Raw genomic sequence first — 21,872 nt, 5'->3', positions numbered from 1 at the left:
GAAGGCGGATGGAAATCACGAAGCGTAAACTTTATGATGTAACGGCACCCAATGCCAGCACAGGAATTATCAATGGACAATCATCCAATGTACTGAATTGGGATGATTGTCGCTTCCCCTGGGCATATCCTATGTATAAAAATATGTTAGGGAACTTTTGGACACCCTTTGAAATCAATATGGCTGAGGATATTAAGCAATGGTCCCGCCTATCCGAGGATGAACGCTTTACGTTTAAGCGGATTATTGGACTTCTCGCCTTTTTGGATTCCATTCAGACGGATTATTCGGCGAAGGTGGCTGACTACCTAACGGACTCCAGTCTTTCTGCTCTGATGGCGGTGCTATCCTTTCAGGAAGTGGTTCATAATCAGTCTTATTCCTACGTACTTTCTTCTTTGGTACCCAAGTCAGAGCAAGATGAGATCTTTGAGTATTGGAAGCATGATGAAATCCTACGAGAGCGAAATGATTTTATCGCACAAGGGTATGAAGACTTTACAGAAAATCCAACACCTCGGACGTTTCTAAAATCCATCGTCTACGATATTGTCCTAGAGGGGCTCAATTTTTACTCAGGTTTTGCCTTCTTCTACAATTTGGCGCGTAATCAGAAAATGGTGGCTTCTGCAGCGATGATTAATTATATTAATCGCGATGAACAACTGCATGTTCGTCTCTTTACACAGATCTTCAGAGAGTTACTGGTTGAACATCCTGAGTTAGATGACAATGAGACGCGGCAATTTGTGACAGAAACTTTCCGTACCGCTGCGGAGTTGGAAATTCGCTGGGGTGAGTACATTGTGGGGAACCGTTTTGACGGGGTAACCATCGATGACCTTCGCTCATACATTCGATTTATGGCTAATAAACGGGTACGTGAAATGGGAATGGAACCCCCATTCCCAGGTTATCGTACCAATCCCATGCGTTGGATTGTTGCTTATGAGGATGTAAACCAAGGAAAACAAGATTTTTTCGAAGGAAAATCCCGCTCATATACCAAGGTATCCGTGGATAATGGATTTGACGACTTATAAACGGATGGTAGGGTTTGGGAGGGGAGATCTTCTCCCCATTGACTCATACTAAGGGGGCCTGAGGTGAAGGCGGAGGGGGAATGGCATTGGCACGTCGGGGTATCATGTCTGAAGCCTTAAAAGTGGAATTGGCTAAGGAATTAGGATTTTACGACGTTGTTCAGCGTGATGGCTGGGGCGGAATTACGACTCGGGACGCCGGTAATATGGTGAAACGTGCAATCCAGCTGGCCGAAGAACGTATGGCCAAGCGATAACCAAAGAAACGTCAGCCACAGGCAAGCGGTCGGGGGACTCCCCCGACCGCTTTTGTTTCAGCTTTTAAGGGGTCTGAGCTCGTGTTACAATAAATAAGCCGACCAATGAACGGGTCATGACATAACATGAAACTGCAAGAGAATATAGAGAGGGGGAAAGCACGGGTGGATATCTCCGTAAAAGCGCCAGCCAAAATAAACTTAACGCTGGATGTCTTACATAAACGTCCTGATGGATACCATGATTTAGAAATGGTGATGACTACGGTTGATCTTGCGGATCGCATTGATTTAACAGAAACAACCGGAGGAATCCGCTTGCAGAGCACCTCGGGCTTCGTTCCCTTTGATGATCGTAATTTAGCTTATCGGGCAGCGGTCCTCGTCAAAGAACGATTTGGCATTACAAAAGGGATTCATATTCTGATTCATAAACGAATTCCTGTTGCAGCGGGTCTTGCTGGAGGAAGCGCGGATGCTGCTGCAACCCTGCGTGGGTTAAATACCATGTGGAATTTAGGTCTGTCGATGGAGGAACTAGCAGAGCTGGGATTAGCCCTTGGCTCAGATGTGCCCTTTTGCGTGCGAGGCGGCACCGCCATTGCTCGTGGACGGGGAGAGCAACTTACGCCTTTGCCTACCCCCCCTCCTTGTTGGGTTGTCCTAGCGAAGCCACCCCATGGAGTATCGACAGCAGAAGTATTCCAAGCGTTAAAAATGGAGAAGGTGACTTCTCATCCAAACTTGGAAGGGATGCTTCATGCCCTTGAAAACCAAGATTTTAATCAGATGTGTGATCAACTCGGTAACGTTCTAGAGAATGTGACCCTCGAAGCCTATCCAAAAGTACGCTTTCTCAAGGAGAGGATGGCTACCTTTGGAGCAAATGGCGTTTTAATGTCAGGGAGTGGTCCTACTGTCTTTGGATTAGTGAACAAGGAGTCCGTGGCTCGCCGTGTGGTAAATGGGTTACGTGGATTTTGTCGACAAGTGTATGCGGTCCGCATGCTTGGGGGTCTAGAAGAAGGTTCTATTGAATAAATCCGAACAATATGGTATAAATTATGAAAAGTCATTCGGGTTTTCGGAGGATGTAGGATGAAAAAGTGGAAACGGAGTGCCCGTTTAGTGGATATGACGAGGCAACTTCTCGAGCAACCCCATCGCTTAATATCCCTTAGCGCCTTTGCAGAGCGATATCAGGCTGCAAAATCATCGATTAGTGAAGATTTAGCCATTATCCATGAAACCTTCCGTGAAGAAGGCACAGGTCTTTTGGAGACGGTTTCAGGGGCAGCGGGTGGGGTGCGATATTTACCAAAGGCGAATGATTACGATGCTTTGGTGATATCAAAACGATTGTGTACTCACCTGGAAAATCCAGATCGAATTTTACCTGGTGGATATTTATATTTATCTGATTTATTGGGAGATGCCCAGTTCGTACGGGATATTGGACGTCTTTGGGCGACTGTTTTTAGCCATAGTGGTGCCGATGTGGTGGTGACTGTGGAAACAAAGGGGATCCCCCTTGCCTATGCCACTGCCTCCTTCCTTGGCTTACCGGTTGCTATTGTTCGTCGCGATAGCCGCATCACTGAAGGATCGGTGGTGACAATCAATACCGTTTCTGGATCGAGTAAGCGCTTAGGTAGCCTTTCCCTAGCACGACGTAGTTTTTCGGAGGGGTCGAAGGTATTAATTATTGATGATTTTATGAAGGCTGGCGGAACCGTACAAGGGATGATTGATTTAATGGGCGAGTTCCGAGCGGAAGTCGTAGGGATCGGTATCATGGCAGACTCTCGGGTGGATGAACGGTTAGTGGAACACTCGATGTCCCTCGCCACAGTCACGGACGTGGATGTGAAAAATCGAAGAATTGCCGTAGAGTTAGGGAACTTATTTGGACCGGGAGGTTTTTTCGATGGAACGAATCCATACTAATCAAGCGCCTCAAGCAATTGGCCCTTATTCACAAGCTATTCGCACCGGATCCTTTATCTTTGCTTCCGGGCAGATTCCTCTCACAATCGATGGGGTGTTAGTTGAAGGTGATATTGAAGCACAAACCCATCAAGTGATGAAAAACATACAAGCCGTTCTTCAAGCAGCGAATGCGGATTTAAACCGTGTTGTAAAAACAACCATATTCCTGATGGACATGGATGATTTTCAACAAGTCAATCATATATACGGGGAGTGGTTTGGTGACCACCGCCCTGCTCGTTCATGTGTGCAGGTCGCACAACTCCCTAAAGGTGCACGTGTCGAAATCGAAGCGATTGCTGTTGTCGAATGAGCGCAAAAAATTTAAGCTGAATGGGAAGATCTTGAAGGAAATTCACCCTTTGCAGAGAATATGTGAAATACATCCTTTCTGGAAATGGGTGGTGAACCAGGTTGGAAATTACGGATGTTCGTCTACGTCGAGTGAGTCGCGAAGGCCGTATGCGTGCAATCGCGTCCATTACGCTCGATGGGGAATTTGTAGTCCATGATATTCGTGTAATTGATGGGAATAATGGTATGTTTGTTGCGATGCCCAGTAAGCGTCGGCCTGACGGGGAGTTTCGAGACATTGCACATCCGATATCCCCTGATTCCCGGGAAAAAATTGAGATGGCAGTTTTAGAAGAATATCGCCGAGCCGGCAGTGAGGAAGAGGGGCTAAATTCTGCATTAGGTGGAAACGCAGTGTAATGATTGCGTTCCCGGGCGGAGGCCCCTCTTCCGCTTGTTTCTACCCATACCTATTTATGGTTTAATAGGAAAACCCTTCACAAATGCTCATCTTGCATTGCAGACCCCTTTGGGATATAGTCGGTTGTGGAGTTTTTCAGAGACTTTTAGGGGGGCTTCTCTTCAAATGAGAAATGTGTTTGCTGTTGTTCTGGCAGCCGGAAAAGGGACGCGCATGAAGTCTACCCGGCATAAAGTTTTACATCCGGTCTGCGGCAAACCGATGATCGATCACTTGACAGATCATCTGACAAAGATGGGTGTTAGTGAAACGGTTGTGATTATCGGTCATGATGCTGAGTCCATTCAGGCACACTTGAAGAATCGGGTTCATTTTGCCCTCCAAGAAGAACAGTTGGGTACCGCACATGCAGTTATGCAAGCTCGCACCAAATTGGAAGGGAAAGATGGAATCACATTAGTCCTCAATGGGGATCATCCTCTCTTTTCTCAAACCACTTTGGAGCATGTGGTATCTCAACACCAAGAACTAGGGTCAGCTGCTACGATTTTAACAGCGAACTTGGCTGATCCGACGGGATATGGACGCGTCATTCGACAAGCGGATGGCAGTGTAGATCGGGTAGTCGAGCACAAAGATGCAACTGATGAAGAACGGAAGGTTTCGGAGGTGAATACCGGAACTTTTTGTTTCGATAATCAGAAGCTTTGGCGTGCCCTTGAACAAGTTGGCAATAATAATGCACAAGGGGAATACTATCTCCCCGATCTGATTGCCATCCTTCATAAGGAAGGCGAGAAGATTGGAGCCGTGACGATCGCTGATCCCAATGAAGCACAAGGGGTAAACGATCGTGTTCAACTGGCTCAAGCAGAGAAGATGATGCGTCAACGAATTTTGGAAAACCACATGAGAAATGGTGTAACGGTGATTGATCCTAACCATACCTATATCGATACGGATGTGGTTATCGGGGCGGACACAACCATTCATCCTGGCACTTATTTGCGTGGGAATACCCACATCGGTTCTGTTTGTGAAGTAGGTCCTCAAGTGGACCTAAGCAATGTGAGGATTGCCGATGGGACGAAAATTTCTTATTCAGTTGTCGATCAGGCTACATTAGAGAGTGAAGTGACTGTCGGTCCCTTTTCCTATCTAAGACCAAGCAGTCATCTTGAAAAAGGCTCAAAAGTGGGCGCCTTTGCTGAAATGAAAAATGCTCGCCTCGGTGAAGGGAGCAAAATTCCTCACCTCAGTTATGTGGGCGATGCGGATGTAGGCAAACATGTCAACTTTAGTTGTGGGTCGATCACAGTCAATTATGATGGCTCGAAAAAACATCGTACCGTTGTTGAAGATGACGCGTTTATTGGATGCAATGTGAACTTGGTTGCCCCTGTTACCGTGGGTAAAGGTGGCTTTGTAGCAGCAGGTTCTACTGTGACAAAGAATGTCCCAGCAGATGCTCTTGCTGTTGCTCGTGAGCGACAAACCAATAAAGAGAATTATGCAAGTCGATTAAAAAAGAAACGAGAAGGCAAAGAATAACGCCACTTTTGGAGGGTTGGATCTACGATGTCCACAGTCAGACAGACGCGCTTGCATGTATTTAGCTGTAATTCAAATCCGGTGCTCGCTCAGCAAATCGCTGATCACATCGGGGTACCCCTTGGCGATGCCGTCGTAGGGAAATTCAGTGACGGGGAGATTCATGTCCGACTGGATGAAAGTGTCCGTGGGTCCGATGTATATGTCATACAGTCGACTTCCCACCCCGTTAACCAACACTTAATGGAATTGTTAGTGATGGTCGACGCGCTGAAAAGAGCTTCTGCTCGCACGATTAATGTTGTGATGCCCTATTATGGATATGCGCGTCAGGATCGGAAAACTCGCGCACGTGATCCGATTACCTCCAAATTGGTTGCCAATTTGATTGAAACAGCAGGGGCCGATCGAATTATTACAATGGATCTGCATGCTACGCAAATTCAGGGATTTTTTGATATCCCTGTGGATCACCTGCTTGGTGTACCAATTTTGGGTGAGTATTTTCTCCAAAAAAATCTACGGGACGTTGTCGTGGTCTCTCCAGACCATGGAGGCGTTATTCGTGCACGTAAATTGGCAGAGCGTTTAGGCTCCCCGATTGCCATTATTGATAAACGACGTCCAGAACCGAATGTCGCTGAAGTGATGAATATCGTTGGCGATGTTCAAGGGAAAAAAGCGATCATCATCGATGATATTATCGATACAGCAGGGACAATTTCCCTTGCTGCTAATGCATTATTGGATTATGGAGCAGAAGAAGTATACGCATGTTGTACGCATCCAGTATTTTCTGGTCCGGCAATTGATCGGATTCGGGATGCTAACATCAAAGAAATGGTAATTACAAACACCATTCCACTGCCAGAAGAAAAACAACTGGACAAAGTGAAAGTATTATCAGTCGCGCCCTTGATTGGGGAAGCGATTATTCGTGTGCACGAGGAGTTATCCGTAAGTAAGCTATTTGATTAATCGATGGGAGTTTTCGTGATACTTGACGTCTTGGATGGTGAGGTTTAGCTAACTCATGGAAGGGAAGAGTAGTTCATAAGGGAGTGATCGGTTCCATACGAGGAATCCTTATGAAAGTCTCACCTTCCAGGATATTGGGTGATCAGGATTTCATATTTTAGGAACCGGTTGGCAGAGCTCATTTGGTCAGAAAACCTTAACGATATGAGTGAACTCTCATTCACACAAGGAGGACATTGTACCGATGGCTCAACAATTTGCTGTAAAACGTCGTGAAAGTCGTCCAAGGTCTGTGCTAAGAAAGCTTCGTGAGGAAGGACGCGTCCCAGGAGTCGTGTATGGATATAATCAGGAGAATACAACCGTTGATATGGATATGGGTGAATTGATCCGTATCTTACAACGGCAGGGTACTGCTTCTGTGATCGATCTCGAACTGGAGGGCAATAAGCACAACGTTATGATCAGTGAACTACAACGGGACCGATTGAAAGACCGGATCATTCATGTGGATTTTAAGATTGTTAATATGAAGGAACCTATCGATACCGAAATTGGTATTCACTTAGAAGGAGAAGCCACCGGCGTTAAAGAGGGTGGGATTTTGCAACATCAGGCACGGACGGTTCACATCCGTTGCCTACCGGAGCATATACCGGATGGAATTAGCTATGATATTAGCGAGCTAGCCATTGGGGATTCCGTATCGGTAGGAGACCTACAGGTCCCTGCTCAGGTTGAAGTCTTGTCTGAAGCTGAGGAAGTGATTGCTTCCATTCTGCCTCCACAGGTGGAGCAAGAAGCCGAAGCGGAAGCGCTGGATGAAGCAGCAGCAGCTGATGCCACTCAGGATGAAGCCGGTGCTGATGAGGATGCTGAGGAAAAAGAAGATTAATAGCTCAACTCAGAGGCCAAAGGATACGAGGAAAGAGGGCATTACCAGGAAGGGTGCAACGAAAGTTGCACCCTTCCTTGCGTGTCGTTATAGTAAAATCGATGATGGATAGGGAGGATGGTTTATGAAAGTAATTGTTGGATTGGGCAATCCTGGAATTAAATATGCATTAACTCGCCATAATATTGGTTTTTGGGTCGTGGATCAGCTGAGTGAGAAGTGGGGGATTCCCTGTGATCGTGATCGCTGGAAAGCATCGGTTGGGGAAGGCCGAGTAGGTGGTGAAAAAGTGGTTTTGATTAAACCCGAGACTTACATGAATCTTTCCGGTCAATCCGTCGCTCCAGCATTAAATTGGTTAAAAGGGGATATCGACGATCTAGTTATCGTTTATGATGATCTGGATCTACCCGTTGGGAAAATCCGTTTGCGCCTAAAAGGGAGTGCTGGAGGGCACAATGGAATGAAATCTCTCATTGCTTCTTTGGGAACGATGGAAATTAAACGAATTAAAATTGGGATCGGTCGACCCCCCCACCCAATCTCTGTTTCAGATTATGTGCTTTCTCGTTTTGGGAAGGAAGAGGAGCTCCCTGTTGCTGAATCGGTTTCCCAAGCGACGGAAGCCATCGCTGAATGGATGGAAACTCCCTTCATTGAGGTCATGAATCGATTTAATGGGAAATAACAAAAGCGACCACACAAGGGGTCGCTTTTGTTATGCCTAGAATGACTTTGTAGGGGATGTGGGAGGCGTTAGATTTTTTTTGATGATCAGGTATTGTCGAATTTCGTGTACAAATTGATAGAGGGCCGCGCGGGTTTCAAATTCCCTGCGGGAAGTGGGTAGAGGAGAATCGCGAAATTGTTCTCGCATGGCTTCGAGTTCCTTTAAGTAGTGGGGGGCGGTGTTGCCAGGATGAATCGCATCGCCCAATTCATCAAGAAATTGGGCGATGGTTTGCCCTTGTGTACAGGTACGATCAAGACGGGAAATAATTCCCATGACCCGTTCAATCACAGCAAATTGTTTTTGGCGCATATGAAAGTAACGCACATAAAAATCTTCATCGAGTTGTAAGCGATTTTCCACTTCTGTCATTGCCAATCTTCGCGCGGTAACAAGAAGCTGGCTGGTTTCTGTAATTTCTCGTCCATCCCAATTCATATCGCCTTCTCTGAGGAAGCGGGAAAACTCTTTAAAGATTAGTTGAAAATTGGCTTCAATTTGATTTCGATAGGAAACCAATGTTTTTTCATTGTTTGGCATGTAGAGGTTCATAATGAGGGCAAAGCCAATTCCAATGATAACAATAAGGATCTCATTAAATATGATGGAGGGGGTAATTTTTTCAAGGGTATATAAATGCAAAATCACTACAACACTGGTAACTAAACCTTCCTCTGCCTTCAGTTGCAAAAGTAGTGGAATCATCGTTAAGATCACGATGCCTACGGTAATGGGATAGTAACCGATGATGGTAAAGAGCAAAGCGGCGATTCCAAGACCAAGCACACAGGATAACATGCGTTCCCATGCATTCACCAGGGATCGTTTTCGCGACTCTTTTACACATAAGATCGTTAGGATCCCAGCAGAGGCGTAAAATTGCAAATCAAAAAATTGGGCTGTAGCAATTGCAAGGGTTGCTCCTAAGGCCGTTTTTAGTGTGCGATATCCGATGCCGATCTTCACAATGATGTTCCTTTCTTCATTGGTGGAGTGGATGACTTTTATCGTGCCCTCCATACAGGATATCAAAAGGGGGTGGGTGATGCATGTTTTCCCCCCTGTCGGCAATACTGTTACAGAATATGGCGCAGGAGGTTGGCATCGGATGGCTGTAATCTACACTTGTCGGTGTTGTAATGTCCAAATTGGTCGGATTAATAATGATCAGGTAACAGAGATGCAGCTGGGCTTTCATTGGTTGACCCCTGATGAACGGCAGGATATAATATCGTATGATGCTAAAGGTGATGCATCGGTTCGGGTCATTTGTGAAACCTGCCAAGAAATGCTTGAAAACAATCCAGAACTATCCTTGCTATCCAGTCCTCTTCAATGAAAGAGGGTAGACCCAATCATCGTCGCCCCGAAGTGGGCGTTTTCGTATGTCTAAACACGTACGGTTGGAAGCGAGATATGTTCGCCAAGGGTTGGTGCGAACAGCTTTAGCTGTCCCTAGCTGAGGCTTCTTTTGTGTTTAATATCGATGACGCTCACGTAGGTTTTAAAGGGAATAATTGTGCTATGGTAGGCTTTTGGATCAATGGATCATGTTTTTGTGGCGTTGGCATAGGTGATCGTTGGTGAACGGGATGTATAGTAACCCTAAAGATGTTTTCGTGAAGGGGTGTCCTTGATCCATTCTAACAAGCACTCATGATAGAAAAATGCGGTTAATCAAAGAAGGGAGGAGAGGGTAACGTGGAAACGTTAGTTCAACTCTTCCGGCGTGACAAGGATTTTCAGACGACGTCAGCTGCGCTAGAGAAAGGGCTGAAGGAACAGCTCGTTGTGGGATTGACAGGGACTGCCCGTCTTTTGTATCTTGCTTCTCTCCATAAAGAGACAAATCGACCGATCATGTTAGTAACCCATAACTTAAACCAGGCGCAAAAAGCAGTCGAAGATCTGTATGAGTTGCTACCACGAGAGCAGGTGCTATTATACCCTGCGAATGAATTGGTTGCCACCGAGATTGCCCTGGATAGTTCTGAAACACTACACGATCGTATCCATGTCCTTTCCCGGCTCGCAAAGGGGTTTTCGGGGATCTTTGTCGTGCCTTATGCTGGGGTAAGGAAATTATTTCCTCCGCGCGAACTGATTGCAAAGAGTCATCGGACGTTAACGGTTGGTGAAGTACAACCGATTGAATCCCTCTTAGAACATTTGGTTCATGTGGGGTATGAACGAGTTGACATGGTAGAAAAGTCTGGAGAATTTAGCCTTCGGGGAGGCATTCTCGATTTATATCCGGCTTCTTTTAGCGATCCTGTTCGCATTGAGTGGTTTGATGATGAAGTCGACTCCATTCGTCCATTTTCGGTTGGAGATCAGCGTTCCAAGGATAAATGGCAAACGGTCGAGATTCCTCCTGCCCGTGAACTGTTTGCCGATGCGGACACCCTCTATCAAGCAGGGGATGAAGTGGAATCATTACTTGCTGATCGACTGACCAAAGTAAAAGATCCGGATATCAAGGCCAAGTTGACAGAAAAAATCACTTGGGACATCGAACAATTAAAAGCGGGAAATATGTTTACCGGAATTTATAAATATATTAGTCGGATTTATCCTAATCACGAAAGCTTGGTCGACTATCTCCCTCCCGATACTTGTTGGGTGTTGGATGAACCAGGTCGGATACAAGAATCAGCTAAGCAAATGGATCGCGAGGAAGATGAATTTACCGTTGCCTTGCTGCAACAAGGAGAATATTTACCTCAGTTAAAGCTAGCACGAACCTTTGAGGAGTTCTTGGGTGAACATGATCACCCTCGCATTTATCTATCGCTGTTTATGCGTCAGACGAGTGGCACTCAGCCTCAAAATATTGTTCAGTTTGTTTGTCGAGGAATGCAACAGTTTCATGGACAAATGCATGTATTAAAATCCGAGTGGGATCGATGGGTGAAGACGGATACCCGAGTCCTGTTTACAGCTTCAACCAAAGAACGTGCTGAACGTTTGGAGCGGGTGCTACAGGACTATGATATGGGGATTACCCTAAGTAAGCCTGGGATTCTAAGTCCAGGGAAGCCCGTGATTCATGTTGGCGCTCTTGCCAGTGGATTTGAGCTTGGTTCTGCAAAATTGGTGGTTGTAAGTGAAGGGGAAGTTTTTACACAAAAACAACGTCGCACTTCACGACCGGCAAAAATCGATCATGCAGAAAAAATCAAGAATTATCAGGAGTTAAAAGTAGGAGATTTCGTGGTTCATGTGAATCACGGGATTGGGCGTTATGCGGGAATTGAGACGCTCCATGTAGGTGGAATGCACAAGGATTATATGTTGGTGCAGTACGCCGGAAATGACAAATTGTATGTTCCCATTGAACAGATTGATCAAGTACAAAAGTATCTTGGAAGTGAAGAGAAAACCCCGAAAGTATATAGCTTAGGCGGTAGTGAATGGAGCAAAGTAAAAAATAAAGTGCGTTCTTCTGTGGAAGATATCGCAGAAGATCTCATTAAATTGTATGCGGAACGCCAACAGGCGAAGGGATATTCCTTTGCAAAGGATACCGCTTATCAACGTGAATTTGACGCGTTATTTCCGTATGAAGAAACCGAGGATCAACTCCGTTCCATTGACGAGATTAAAGGGGACATGGAAAAGGAACAACCGATGGATCGACTGTTGTGTGGAGACGTGGGATATGGAAAAACGGAGGTAGCCATTCGTGCCGCTTTTAAAGCAACCATGGAAGGAAAGCAAGTAGCCGTACTTGTCCCAACAACGATTCTGGCGCAACAGCATTATGAAACCTTTAAGGAGCGCTTTGCTGACTTCCCTGTGGAAATTCGAGTATTATCCCGTTTTCGCACAAGAAAAGAGCAAAAAGATGCCATTAAAGGAATGAAAGAAGGAACCGTTGATATCCTCATCGGTACCCACCGTCTTTTGTCAAAAGATGTGGTGTACAAGGACTTAGGACTCTTAATCGTGGATGAAGAGCAACGATTTGGCGTGAAGCACAAGGAAAAAGTTAAACAAATCAAGAATAATATCGATGTACTCACTTTGACTGCAACTCCAATTCCACGTACCCTACATATGTCCATGATGGGTGTGCGAGATCTTTCTGTAATTGAAACGCCTCCAGAAAATCGGTTTCCTGTTCAAACCTATGTTCTTGAATACTCAGCTGCGTTGGTACGGGAAGCGGTTGAGCGTGAAATGGCTCGGGGAGGACAGGTGTACTTCCTTTATAATCAAGTACAAAATATTGATCAAATGGCGGACTCGATACGGATGTTAGTGCCGGATGCTCGGATTGCGGTGGCCCATGGACAGATGGCGGAGACGGAGCTTGAAAAAGTGATGCTTGACTTCTTAGATGGGGAGTATGATGTACTCGTCAGTACCACCATTATTGAAACTGGGGTGGATATCCCTAACGTCAACACGTTGATTATTTACGATGCGGATAAAATGGGATTATCTCAGTTGTATCAGCTTCGTGGGCGAGTCGGGCGTTCCAATCGTATCGCGTATTCGTACTTTACTTATCAAAGGGATAAGGTATTGTCCGAGACCGCTGAGAAACGCTTACAAGCCATCAAAGAATTTACCGAACTGGGATCGGGATTCAAAATTGCGATGCGTGATTTGACGATACGAGGAGCTGGGAACCTTCTCGGTGCCGAACAACATGGTCATATTGCCTCCGTTGGATTTGAATTGTATACACAAATGCTGAAGGAAGCCATTGCAGAGCAACAAGGGGAGAAGGAAGAAGAGAAACCAAAGGATCCCGAGATCGAGTTAGAGGCAGATGCCTATCTTCCTTCCGAATATATCGGAGATGAGAAGCAAAAGATCGAAATCTATAAAAAAATTCGTGGTGTTCGTACCCTCGAAGAGGTTCGCGATCTTGAAGAAGAAATTGAAGATCGTTTTGGAGACCTTCCCCAATTCGTCATTAATTTGTTGCGTGTGGCAAAGATCCGTGCCTATGCAATTCGGTACCATGTGGAGGAGATCAAACAAGAAGGTAAAGAGATTCATTTGAAATTTCATCCAAGCCAAAATGAGGTTGTGGATGGACAAAAGTTGTTCCGAATTGCTCAGGAATTCCCAGGGAGAGTAAGGCTTTCTTCGGGTAAACGCATTGGTGTAGTCTTTCGGATTAAAGGATTAGCACCCGTGAAGGGTCTAGAAATGTTGGAACAGTTTCTGGTACAATATGAGGCGGTTCCCAAAACGAAAGGAGCTTATGAGAATGCAACCTATTAAAAAAGGCCTCTTGGCGGCTTTTTGTGTAGTATTTGCCGTCTCCTTGTTAGTGGCCGGCTGCGGCTCCAAAGACGACAAAGCGGACAAAAAAGAGAACCCCATGGCAGGTCAAATGAAGCCACTGCCTACGGACAGTAAGAAAATCGTAGCAGAATACAACGGGGGTAAGGTACAAGAGGGAGATTTTAACCTGTACCTGAACATTTACCGTTTCTTGCAACCCCAGGCCGCTGCGATGATGAATAGCCCTGAAGCTAAGAAAGGGATCATCAAGCAGTATGTAGCCGAACGTAAAATTGTCAAAGAAGTCAAAGACAATGCTAAATATGGGAAAGAAGCAGATAAGTCCCTCAAGCAATTTGAGGAACAATTGAAACAAATGGCTGCTCAAGATAAAAAGAAGAAAAAGCAAGATATTGACTCGGTCTTAAAAGAGGGCGGCATCACAAAAGCGCAATTGCGTAGTTTCTTGGTGGACAACAACAAGGTGTCCGATTACTTTGAAAGTCAAGTGAAGGAATCGGATTTGAAAAAGGAATATGATAAGTCGGACGCCTTTGACAAGGTGAAATTGAACCATGTTCTCGTGGCCTTCCAACCCCAAGAAAAAGACGGGAAGAAAGCGAAAAAACGTTCCGATGCCGATGCAAAGAAACTAGCTGAAGAAGTGAAGAAGAAGCTGGAAAAAGGCGAAAGCTTTAAAGACGTCGCCAAAAAATACTCCGATGATCCAGGCTCTAAAGACAATGCAGGGGAGATTGAAGATTCCCCGAAAAACTGGGTGCCTGCTTTTGGAAAAGCAGCAAAAACCCTTCCTCTCAATAAAATCAGTGACCCCATCAAAACGGAGTATGGTTATCATGTATTAAAAGTGAACAAACGGAGTAAGGACCCCTTCTCTAAAGTAAAAGAAGAAATTAAAGGGCAACATGTACAAAAACTTTATGAGAAGTATATTAAAGACGAAGTGAAGATTGAGAAGATGGATTTGGATGATAAAAAGAAGAAATAAGTATCGTTAAATCAATATCTTTTACCCAAAGACAGGGCTTTCACGCTCTGTCTTTTTTTATGTGCGGAAAGGCTTGCATAATTATCTGGAAGAGGATGAACACTATGGTTGTATCCACTAGCAGACATGCATATCGGACTGATCCGAACCACATCCCGAAAGAGAGGCATCTAGCCTATGAAAGCAACCGGCATCGTTCGCCGCATCGACGATCTCGGACGGGTTGTTATTCCCAAGGAAATTCGTAGGACACTCCGCATCCGGGAAGGGGACCCACTGGAAATTTTCGTTGATCGTGATGGTGAAGTAATCTTGAAGAAGTACTCCCCCATTGGGGAATTAGGGGATTTTGCGAAGGAATATGCTGAATCCTTGTATGAAAGTCTTCAGCATGTAACGATGATTTGTGACCGAGATTCCGTAATTGCCGTGGCAGGCGCATCGAAGAAGGATTATCTAGATAAATCCGTTGGGGGTATCGTTGAATCGAGCATGGATCAGCGTCGTCCTCATCAGGAAGTGACTCCTGCCAAGGCGGAACTCATCCGCGATTTGTCTGAACCCTATGAAGCGTACATCATTGTACCGATTGTGGCGGGTGGTGACCCGATTGGGGCCGTCATCATGTTTTCAAAAAAGGAAGGCGTAAAAATGGGGGAAATGGAGTTGAAGGTGGGCACCACTGCGGCTTCCTTTCTCGGGAAGCAGATGGAGCATTAAATTCCAGAAACCCAAAAGAATGATGTGTTTTCGTAGCAGGCGATATGCCTGCTTTTTTTGTGGGTGAATTAGGCATTCTTATGGTTAGGAGTGTATACTGAAAGGGGCTTGTCACCTGATTTTAGAAAGGAGAGTCCCACATCCTTGGTGAAGCAATCACTATTGAAAGGCGCCGCGATTTTAGGAATCGCCGCTTTTATTACGAAATTATTGAGTGCAGTTTATAAGATTCCTTATCAAAACATCACTGGAAATGAGGGGCTCTTTGTTTATCAACAAGTGTACCCGCTATATAGCACCCTATTAACCCTTGCAACAGCAGGTGTGCCGATTGCGATATCTAAATTGGTATCAGAGCGATTGGCTGAGGGTGATGAATGGGGAGCACAACGAATTTTCCGTATTTCTTCATTGCTTCTGAGTTCATCCGGTATCTTCTTTTTTTTCCTCGTCTTTTTTGGTGCGCCATGGATCGCAACCTGGATGGGAAGTGAACAACTTCTGACACGTCCGATTCAAGCGGTCTCCTTTGCTTTATTGGTGGTTCCTCTGATGTCGGTGATCCGTGGTTTCTTTCAAGGGGTCCAGAATATGATCCCAACTGCCGTATCCCAAGTGGTAGAACAATTGGTGCGGGTATTCACGATTCTCATTCTTGCTTGGTGGATGATGAAGGTGGGTGCCGGTGTCGTATGGGCGGGAGCGGGTGCTGTTTTTGGCGCGTTTACTGGTGCAGTTGCAGGGTTGATCGTGCTTTTATTTTATTGGCGACCCATCCGCAGGGAGTGGAAGAGACGAGATTCGAATCGGGTAGCAAGCACTCCTTCCACATCCCTAGGGTCTACTAAAAAGATGATCCATACGTTATTTGTGCTGGCAGTACCCGTATGCTTAGGTGCATTAGTGATGCCACTATTTTCTTTGGTCGATTCATTTACCGTGACCAATTTACTTACTGCAGCAGGATGGAAGACATCTGCTGCGGTGGAGGCAAAGGGAATCTACGATCGGGGACAACCCTTAATTCAATTTGCTTCCTTTTTTGCTACCGCGCTTTCCTTATCGATTGTGCCAGCGGTTGCTGAAGCGCGTGCCAAGGGAGACCAACGTGGTGTAATTGAACGTTCGGTTCTTGCAATGAGGTTAACCCTTTTATTTGGCTTACCCGCTTCCCTTGGCTTAGCAGTTGTGGCAGGGCCAACAAATATTATGCTTTTTCGTGATGACGCTGGAACGAGTGCCTTAGCCATTTTGGCATTTACAACACTCTTTTCCACCCTTGGGCTAACTTCTTCGGGAATCCTACAAGGGCTGGGGCAAGTGATGTTACCGGCTCGCAATCTACTGATAGGTGTAGGGGTTAAACTTTTTTTGAATGCATGGTGGGTACCGACGATGGATATTGAGGGGGCCGCATGGGCAACCGTTGTCGGTTACGCTGTCGCCACCCTATTAAATATAGCTGCACTGCGGGGGCCGATTGGTCCTCTGTTCCGGATTAAAGAAAGAGGTGCCTCCATCCTTGTAGCGACTGGATTGATGGGAGGATTAGTTTGGGTGGTTATGACATGGATTCAAGCGATGATTCCTTCCACATTTCCGATGCGGGGGACGATGACAGTTGCTTCCCTAAGTGGGGTATCCATAGGGGCTATCGTTTATTTATTGGCGCTATTCCGCTTTGGTGGGTTTACTTCCTTGGAATTGGAACGGGTGCCTAAGATCGGGCCGAGGTTGACCCGTCTACTTAAACGTTTGCGCATATTTCAATCATAAAGGAGGATGGATGAATGGCAACGATCACGGTAATTGGATTGGGCTCTGGCGACGAAGAGAATTTATCATTGGGAAGTTTGCGTCAGATGAAAGAGGCCCAACATCTTTATTTTCGAACAGAAAAACATCCTGTCGTTCCTTGGCTTGTAAAGGAGGGAATCTCCTTTCAAACCTTTGATGCGATTTATGAAAAACATCAGGATTTTGTCAGTGTATATCAAGAGATTGCAGATCGCTTGCTGGCAGAAGCCAACAAGGGTCAGAATTTGGTGTATGCGGTACCTGGGCATCCAACCGTTGCTGAAACTTCTGTTCAACATTTGCGCACTCAAGGGGAATCCCAGGGTATCCAAATCGATATTCGGGGTGGCGTAAGCTTTGTTGATACGGCTTTTGGTCGCTTGGGAATCGATCCGAATGATGGCTTTATGCTGTTGGATGGGACCAGTCTCACTGGGGATCAAGTGGATCCAAGGCTTCATCTATTAATTTCACAAGTCTATGATCGCCTCACTGCGTCAGAGGTGAAGCTATCATTAATGGAAAGTTATCCTGATGATCATCCCATCCAAGTCGTAACCGCCTTAGGGGTAGCGGGGGAAGAGCGGATAGAAGAGGTCGCTCTATGGCAATTAGACCATGAAGAGCGTTTTACCGATTTAACCTCGGTTTATATCGCGCCGACCACAGCAGAGGAAGTGCTATATCGCCGTTTTGATGCAGTGGTTGATATTGTGGCGCATCTTCGCAGTCCAGAAGGTTGTCCATGGGATCAGAAACAAACCCATGAAAGCCTGCGTCCCTATTTAATTGAAGAAGCATACGAATTCTTGGAAGCCATCGATCAACAAGATCCCGATGCGATGACTGAGGAATTAGGAGATGTTTTGCTACAGGTACTCCTTCATGCACAGATAGGAAGTGAATCGGGGGAGTTTGATATTCAAGAGGTCATTGCCACTTTGGCAAATAAGTTGATCCGGCGGCATCCCCATGTGTTTGGTAAAGAATCTGCCCAGACAGAAAAAGATGTACTGTTGAAATGGGAAGCGATAAAAGAGCAAGAAGGCAAAGGCATCACCCGAACTTCACTTCTCGATGGAATCCCCACCACGTATCCATCGTTACTACGAGCCTTTGCGTTACAAAAGAAAGCAGCGAAAGTAGGCTTTGACTGGCCAGATATTACTGGGGCGAAGGAGAAGTTGATTGAAGAAGCGGATGAATTGGTGACCGCTTCCGTTGCTGAACGCGAAGAGGAAGCAGGGGATTTGTTATTTTCAGTGGTGAACCTTATTCGGTGGTTGGAAATTGACCCAGAACAGGCACTAATGGCGGCATGTCGAAAGTTTACCCGCCGGTTTCGTTACATTGAAGAAAGGGCAGAGGAACAGGGGGATGAAGTGAAATCGCTATCCCTAAAGAGGCTGGATGCATGGTGGAATGAAGCCAAAGCGAATGAATCCGGTGCCTAAGCGGAATAATTCTGCGCGGGAAGAAGGATTTTCCCAAGAAGCCCAGAAGGTATATCCCCACACGGGAAATTAAGGGAGGTTATTGAATATGAATAAACAAGATCTTGTTGATGCCATTTCACAAAAGAGTGGATTGACTAAAAAAGACGTCGAAAAAGTAATTAATGGATTTGTTGATGAAGTGACAGGTGCATTAGAGACAGGCGATAAAGTGCAATTAATAGGCTTTGGCACCTTTGAAACACGTAAACGTTCCAGTCGCAATGGCCGTAACCCGCAAACCGGTAAAGCGATCACGATTCCTGAATCAAATGTTCCAGCATTTAAAGCCGGATCGAAGTTGAAGGAAGCAGTTAAGTAACCATGCGTCTGGATAAATTTCTGAAAGTCTCCCGACTTGTTAAACGACGGACACTCGCCAAAGAAGTATGTGATCAAGGTCGAGTTGATGTGAATGGCAAGGCAGCAAAGGCGGGCGCCGATGTTGCTGTGGGAGATGAACTAACCCTTCGCTTTGGTAATCAGACGGTGAAGGTACGTGTGGAAAGTTTGCGGGAAACAACGAAAAAAAATGAAGCAGCAGAGTTGTATACCCTTCTGGAGCAAGGGGCATCGGATGCGATTGAGAAAACAAAGGGTTGACCGTCCATTTCTGTGGATCTGTTCTAAAATAGGTCCTTGATCATAAGCATGTACCAAAAGGAGGTACATGCCCATGATCGAGGAGACGTATACCCACTCATCCGCTCATGAAGTGGTGATGACGGGTCGTAATACGATGGATGTATCGGGAGTTCTTGGAGTGGAGAGCTTCGACAGTGAAGAGTTCTTGCTACAGACGGAATGTGGTTATTTGGGGATTCGCGGAAATAATTTGCATATTAAAAACCTCGACTTGGATGCCGGTCGGGTTTCAATACTTGGGGAGTTCTATGAAATGAGCTACTTGGATGATGGTAGTTCGCGTGGCATAAAAACGAAATCCCTACTAAGTAGGTTGTTCAAGTGACCCTGTTCACCCAGTGGGCAACCATGGGGGTGATGCTGGGATCCGGTTGGTTTATGGGCATGTTACTGGATGCATACCGGATTCTCGCACGCCGATTCCGTCTGCAGGGCTGGGTGATCTCCCTCATCGATCTCTTATATTGGATCGCAACGGCGCTTCTAGTCTTTAGTTTATTGCTTTGGAGCAACTGGGGAGAGTTGCGATTTACCGTCTTTATCGCTGTGATATTGGGCTGGGTCGTCTATTATTATTGGTTTAGTCGCCTGATCACAAAGGTCATTCAATGGCTTTTGAATGTGGTGGAGTATACGATTCGGTTGGTGATTCGTGTGTTTGTATTGACCCTTTGGGTTCCCTTCATCACCTGCTGGAGACTTGTTCTCCGTCTTATGAAGGGACTTGTTCGTCTCTTCTGGGGGTTGATACGTTTCATTCTTTGGCTCCTTACCCCGGTTGGGCGTCTTTTTGCGCCTTTGGGTAGATGGATTCAGGAGTACACGGCTCCCGCGTGGCGTCCGATTGTCCATGGAAGCAAGTGGCTCTACCATCGTTTTCATCATCCCAATCAGGACGATGACACCGATGATAAGAAAGAATAACCGATCGACCGATGAGGAGAGGGGCTCTCTTCTGATCAGCTACCCGATCGGTTTAATGAGGGGGATATTGATGCTAGATCAAGGTTCGAAGGTGGTTTCCATCCGACCGGATCGCCCTTCTCAACCCGGTCGGGAAGAGGCGTCTGGTCGTCGCCTTCCATTACCTCGTGGTGTTCGTCGGCGACGGAGACTGTGGTTGGTGGTGATGGCGGGTGTCTTCTTATGGAGTGGTTCCCAGCTATGGATTCAATCCTCACACATTGCTGAGGCAGAAGTTGCCTTAGCAGCCAAGGTGAAGGATCGGGATGCTTTAAAGGAGAAAAAAAATCGGTTGAAGGAAGAGATGGGGCTTTTCCAAGATGATGGGTATATGGAAAGTCTCGCGCGAAAAATGGGCTATAAAAGGCCGAATGAATAGAAAAGAGCCATCTACTTCTTAGGGAGTAGGCGGCTCTTTTTTAATTGTGCAGGAGGTGTGGTGATGAAAAAGGGTTTCTTCATAGGATATCGAAGAATAAAGGGAATCCTGGGGATGAAATCTACTCAGCGTACAAAAAACAAGAGGTGGAATAATCGATTCCTATGCAACAAAACGTGAGGATGTAAATAAGATCGATCAAGGAGGTGGGTGAGGTGAAGAAGTCATGGATCGGCCTGTTGGCAGTGCTATTAATAGGAGGAGTACTTGCAACAGGGGCCAGTGGAAAGCCCAAAAATAAAGGGGATGTAAAGACGGGTTTACAAGTCTTGTTGGAACATCCCAACCTCGTTGAAGGGAAACGAGTCGGACTCATTACCAATCCAACCGGAATCACTGCCTCCTATGAACATGGGTTAGATGCAATGCTTCGACAAGGAATCGACGTCCAAAAAGTATACGGACCAGAACATGGGGTCCGTGGAACTGAACAGGCAGGTGACACACCGGGTTCCTTTGAAGATCCTCGGACAGGTCTTCCTTTTATCAATCTATATGGAAAAAAACCGGAGGAGATGATCCCGCTTTTTGATGGTGTAGACGTATTGATTTTTGATATTCAAGATGTAGGAACCCGCTATTACACCTATATCTACACCATGGCTTATGCGATGGAGGCAGCAGCCCAAGCAGGCAAGCCTTTCATGGTCTTGGATCGTCCCAACCCGATTGACGGAATACACATGGAGGGTCCCGTACTTGATCCATCCTATCAATCCTTTGTCGGTCTTTATCCCATTCCGCAACGCCACGGGATGACAGTGGGGGAATTGGCGCAACTGTTTCGGGGGGAATTTTTGACCCATAAACCCAAGTTACAAGTCGTACGTATGAAGGGGTGGCATCGGAAGGATGGCTATTCTGATACCCATCTCCCATGGGTTCCGCCCTCTCCAAATATGCCAACGGTGGAAACGGCACAGGTGTACCCAGGAACGGGAATGATTGAAGGGACTAATCTTTCAGAAGGGAGAGGGTCGACTCGTCCCTTTGAATTAATGGGTGCGCCTTATATTAGGGGGTGGGAACTGGCGGAGCAATTGAACAAAGCGAAGTTGCCTGGAGTCGCATTCCGCGAGGCGGCGTTTACACCCACCTTCTCCAAGTATCAAGGAGAAACAGTGAAAGGGATACAGATATACGTTACGGATTCAGATAGATTCCGCCCAGTACTAACAGGACTTACGATTATTCAAACCGTAAAAGAGCTGTACCCAGAGGATTTTGCATGGCGCAAAGATGGGGATAACTATTGGATTGATAAGTTAACGGGTTCCGATCGGGTTCGAAAAGGGATGGATCAGGGTGAATCAGCCCATGCGATGGAAGTAATTTTCAAAAGAGAATTAGAACCCTTCAAACACCTGCGCAAACCTTATCTCCTTTATTAATAATCGTTGGTAT

23 protein-coding genes are annotated in these 21,872 nt (G+C 46.0%); 22 read left to right on the top strand and 1 reads right to left on the bottom strand.

Annotated features, from left to right (window positions below):
- The first annotated feature begins 8 nt into the window (after window positions 1-8).
- The 10 genes from CHX35_RS12695 to pth all read left to right on the top strand — a co-directional run bounded on the left by CHX35_RS12695 (window position 9) and on the right by pth (window position 8,116).
- Entirely contained in the window at window positions 9-1,043 is a 1,035-nt protein-coding gene (locus tag CHX35_RS12695) for a ribonucleotide-diphosphate reductase subunit beta (RefSeq protein WP_091837969.1), read from the top strand.
- An 80-nt stretch (window positions 1,044-1,123) separates the two neighbouring features.
- A complete protein-coding gene (locus tag CHX35_RS12690) occupies window positions 1,124-1,300 on the top strand; it encodes a small, acid-soluble spore protein, alpha/beta type (protein WP_091837967.1) in 177 nt (58 codons plus the stop codon).
- Between the two features lie 165 nt (window positions 1,301-1,465).
- Window positions 1,466-2,341: a 4-(cytidine 5'-diphospho)-2-C-methyl-D-erythritol kinase gene (gene ispE / locus CHX35_RS12685; protein WP_091837966.1), complete on the top strand. Its 876-nt coding sequence runs from the start codon at window positions 1,466-1,468 to the stop codon at window positions 2,339-2,341.
- Between the two features lie 57 nt (window positions 2,342-2,398).
- Window positions 2,399-3,247: a pur operon repressor gene (gene purR, locus CHX35_RS12680; protein ID WP_091837964.1), complete on the top strand. Its 849-nt coding sequence runs from the start codon at window positions 2,399-2,401 to the stop codon at window positions 3,245-3,247.
- Window positions 3,228-3,602 (top strand): RidA family protein, encoded by a 375-nt coding sequence (locus CHX35_RS12675; protein WP_091837963.1) that lies wholly within the window; start codon window positions 3,228-3,230, stop codon window positions 3,600-3,602. Before purR ends, CHX35_RS12675 begins: the two co-directional genes overlap by 20 nt.
- A gap of 101 nt (window positions 3,603-3,703) precedes the next feature.
- Window positions 3,704-4,003: a septation regulator SpoVG gene (spoVG, locus tag CHX35_RS12670; RefSeq protein WP_091837961.1), complete on the top strand. Its 300-nt coding sequence runs from the start codon at window positions 3,704-3,706 to the stop codon at window positions 4,001-4,003.
- Between the two features lie 166 nt (window positions 4,004-4,169).
- Window positions 4,170-5,555: a bifunctional UDP-N-acetylglucosamine diphosphorylase/glucosamine-1-phosphate N-acetyltransferase GlmU gene (glmU, locus tag CHX35_RS12665; RefSeq protein ID WP_091837959.1), complete on the top strand. Its 1,386-nt coding sequence runs from the start codon at window positions 4,170-4,172 to the stop codon at window positions 5,553-5,555.
- A gap of 27 nt (window positions 5,556-5,582) precedes the next feature.
- Window positions 5,583-6,533, top strand: a complete 951-nt coding sequence (locus tag CHX35_RS12660) for a ribose-phosphate diphosphokinase (RefSeq protein ID WP_091837958.1) — start codon at window positions 5,583-5,585, stop codon at window positions 6,531-6,533.
- A 244-nt stretch (window positions 6,534-6,777) separates the two neighbouring features.
- Window positions 6,778-7,428, top strand: a complete 651-nt coding sequence (locus tag CHX35_RS12655; RefSeq protein ID WP_091837956.1) for a 50S ribosomal protein L25/general stress protein Ctc — start codon at window positions 6,778-6,780, stop codon at window positions 7,426-7,428.
- 124 nt (window positions 7,429-7,552) lie between these two features.
- Complete coding sequence (gene pth / locus CHX35_RS12650; protein WP_091837955.1) at window positions 7,553-8,116, top strand: aminoacyl-tRNA hydrolase; 564 nt, start codon at window positions 7,553-7,555, stop codon at window positions 8,114-8,116.
- 36 nt (window positions 8,117-8,152) lie between these two features.
- Here pth and CHX35_RS12645 read toward each other — a convergent pair whose 3' ends face one another.
- Window positions 8,153-9,124 carry an aromatic acid exporter family protein gene (locus CHX35_RS12645; protein WP_245838794.1) on the bottom strand — a complete coding sequence of 324 codons (972 nt, stop codon included), beginning with the start codon at window positions 9,122-9,124 and terminating at the stop codon, window positions 8,153-8,155.
- A gap of 142 nt (window positions 9,125-9,266) precedes the next feature.
- Here CHX35_RS12645 and fin point away from each other — a divergent pair, with 142 nt between their 5' ends.
- From fin to CHX35_RS12585, 12 genes are all read left to right on the top strand, one after another.
- On the top strand, window positions 9,267-9,497 hold the full coding sequence (fin, locus tag CHX35_RS12640; RefSeq protein ID WP_091838026.1) for an anti-sigma-F factor Fin: 231 nt from the start codon (window positions 9,267-9,269) through the stop codon (window positions 9,495-9,497).
- A gap of 362 nt (window positions 9,498-9,859) precedes the next feature.
- Window positions 9,860-13,399, top strand: a complete 3,540-nt coding sequence (gene mfd, locus CHX35_RS12635) for a transcription-repair coupling factor (RefSeq protein WP_091837953.1) — start codon at window positions 9,860-9,862, stop codon at window positions 13,397-13,399.
- Window positions 13,386-14,411, top strand: a complete 1,026-nt coding sequence (locus tag CHX35_RS12630; protein ID WP_176392073.1) for a peptidylprolyl isomerase — start codon at window positions 13,386-13,388, stop codon at window positions 14,409-14,411. Before mfd ends, CHX35_RS12630 begins: the two co-directional genes overlap by 14 nt.
- Window positions 14,412-14,588: 177 nt before the next feature.
- Complete coding sequence (gene spoVT / locus CHX35_RS12625) at window positions 14,589-15,131, top strand: stage V sporulation protein T (protein ID WP_091837950.1); 543 nt, start codon at window positions 14,589-14,591, stop codon at window positions 15,129-15,131.
- A gap of 147 nt (window positions 15,132-15,278) precedes the next feature.
- Window positions 15,279-16,907, top strand: coding sequence for a putative polysaccharide biosynthesis protein (locus tag CHX35_RS12620; RefSeq protein ID WP_245838810.1), 1,629 nt, complete (start codon window positions 15,279-15,281; stop codon window positions 16,905-16,907).
- 14 nt (window positions 16,908-16,921) lie between these two features.
- Entirely contained in the window at window positions 16,922-18,382 is a 1,461-nt protein-coding gene (gene yabN, locus CHX35_RS12615; RefSeq protein ID WP_091837947.1) for a bifunctional methyltransferase/pyrophosphohydrolase YabN, read from the top strand.
- Window positions 18,383-18,470: 88 nt separating this feature from the next.
- On the top strand, window positions 18,471-18,743 hold the full coding sequence (locus CHX35_RS12610; protein ID WP_091837945.1) for an HU family DNA-binding protein: 273 nt from the start codon (window positions 18,471-18,473) through the stop codon (window positions 18,741-18,743).
- Between the two features lie 2 nt (window positions 18,744-18,745).
- Window positions 18,746-19,024: an RNA-binding S4 domain-containing protein gene (locus CHX35_RS12605; RefSeq protein ID WP_091837944.1), complete on the top strand. Its 279-nt coding sequence runs from the start codon at window positions 18,746-18,748 to the stop codon at window positions 19,022-19,024.
- Between the two features lie 73 nt (window positions 19,025-19,097).
- Entirely contained in the window at window positions 19,098-19,391 is a 294-nt protein-coding gene (gene yabP, locus CHX35_RS12600; protein WP_091837942.1) for a sporulation protein YabP, read from the top strand.
- Window positions 19,388-19,990 carry a spore cortex biosynthesis protein YabQ gene (gene yabQ / locus CHX35_RS12595; RefSeq protein ID WP_091837940.1) on the top strand — a complete coding sequence of 201 codons (603 nt, stop codon included), beginning with the start codon at window positions 19,388-19,390 and terminating at the stop codon, window positions 19,988-19,990. The genes yabP and yabQ overlap by 4 nt, the downstream gene beginning before the upstream one ends.
- Before the next feature lie 70 nt (window positions 19,991-20,060).
- Complete coding sequence (locus CHX35_RS12590) at window positions 20,061-20,408, top strand: hypothetical protein (RefSeq protein WP_091837939.1); 348 nt, start codon at window positions 20,061-20,063, stop codon at window positions 20,406-20,408.
- Window positions 20,409-20,623: 215 nt separating this feature from the next.
- On the top strand, window positions 20,624-21,859 hold the full coding sequence (locus CHX35_RS12585) for an exo-beta-N-acetylmuramidase NamZ family protein (RefSeq protein WP_091837937.1): 1,236 nt from the start codon (window positions 20,624-20,626) through the stop codon (window positions 21,857-21,859).
- Window positions 21,860-21,872: the final 13 nt, after the last annotated feature.

The sequence above is a fragment of the Marininema halotolerans genome, assembly GCF_900116235.1.
In the GTDB taxonomy this organism is placed as follows: Bacteria; Bacillota; Bacilli; order Thermoactinomycetales; family DSM-45169; genus Marininema; species Marininema halotolerans.
This window is presented reverse-complemented; position numbering and strand designations above follow the sequence as displayed.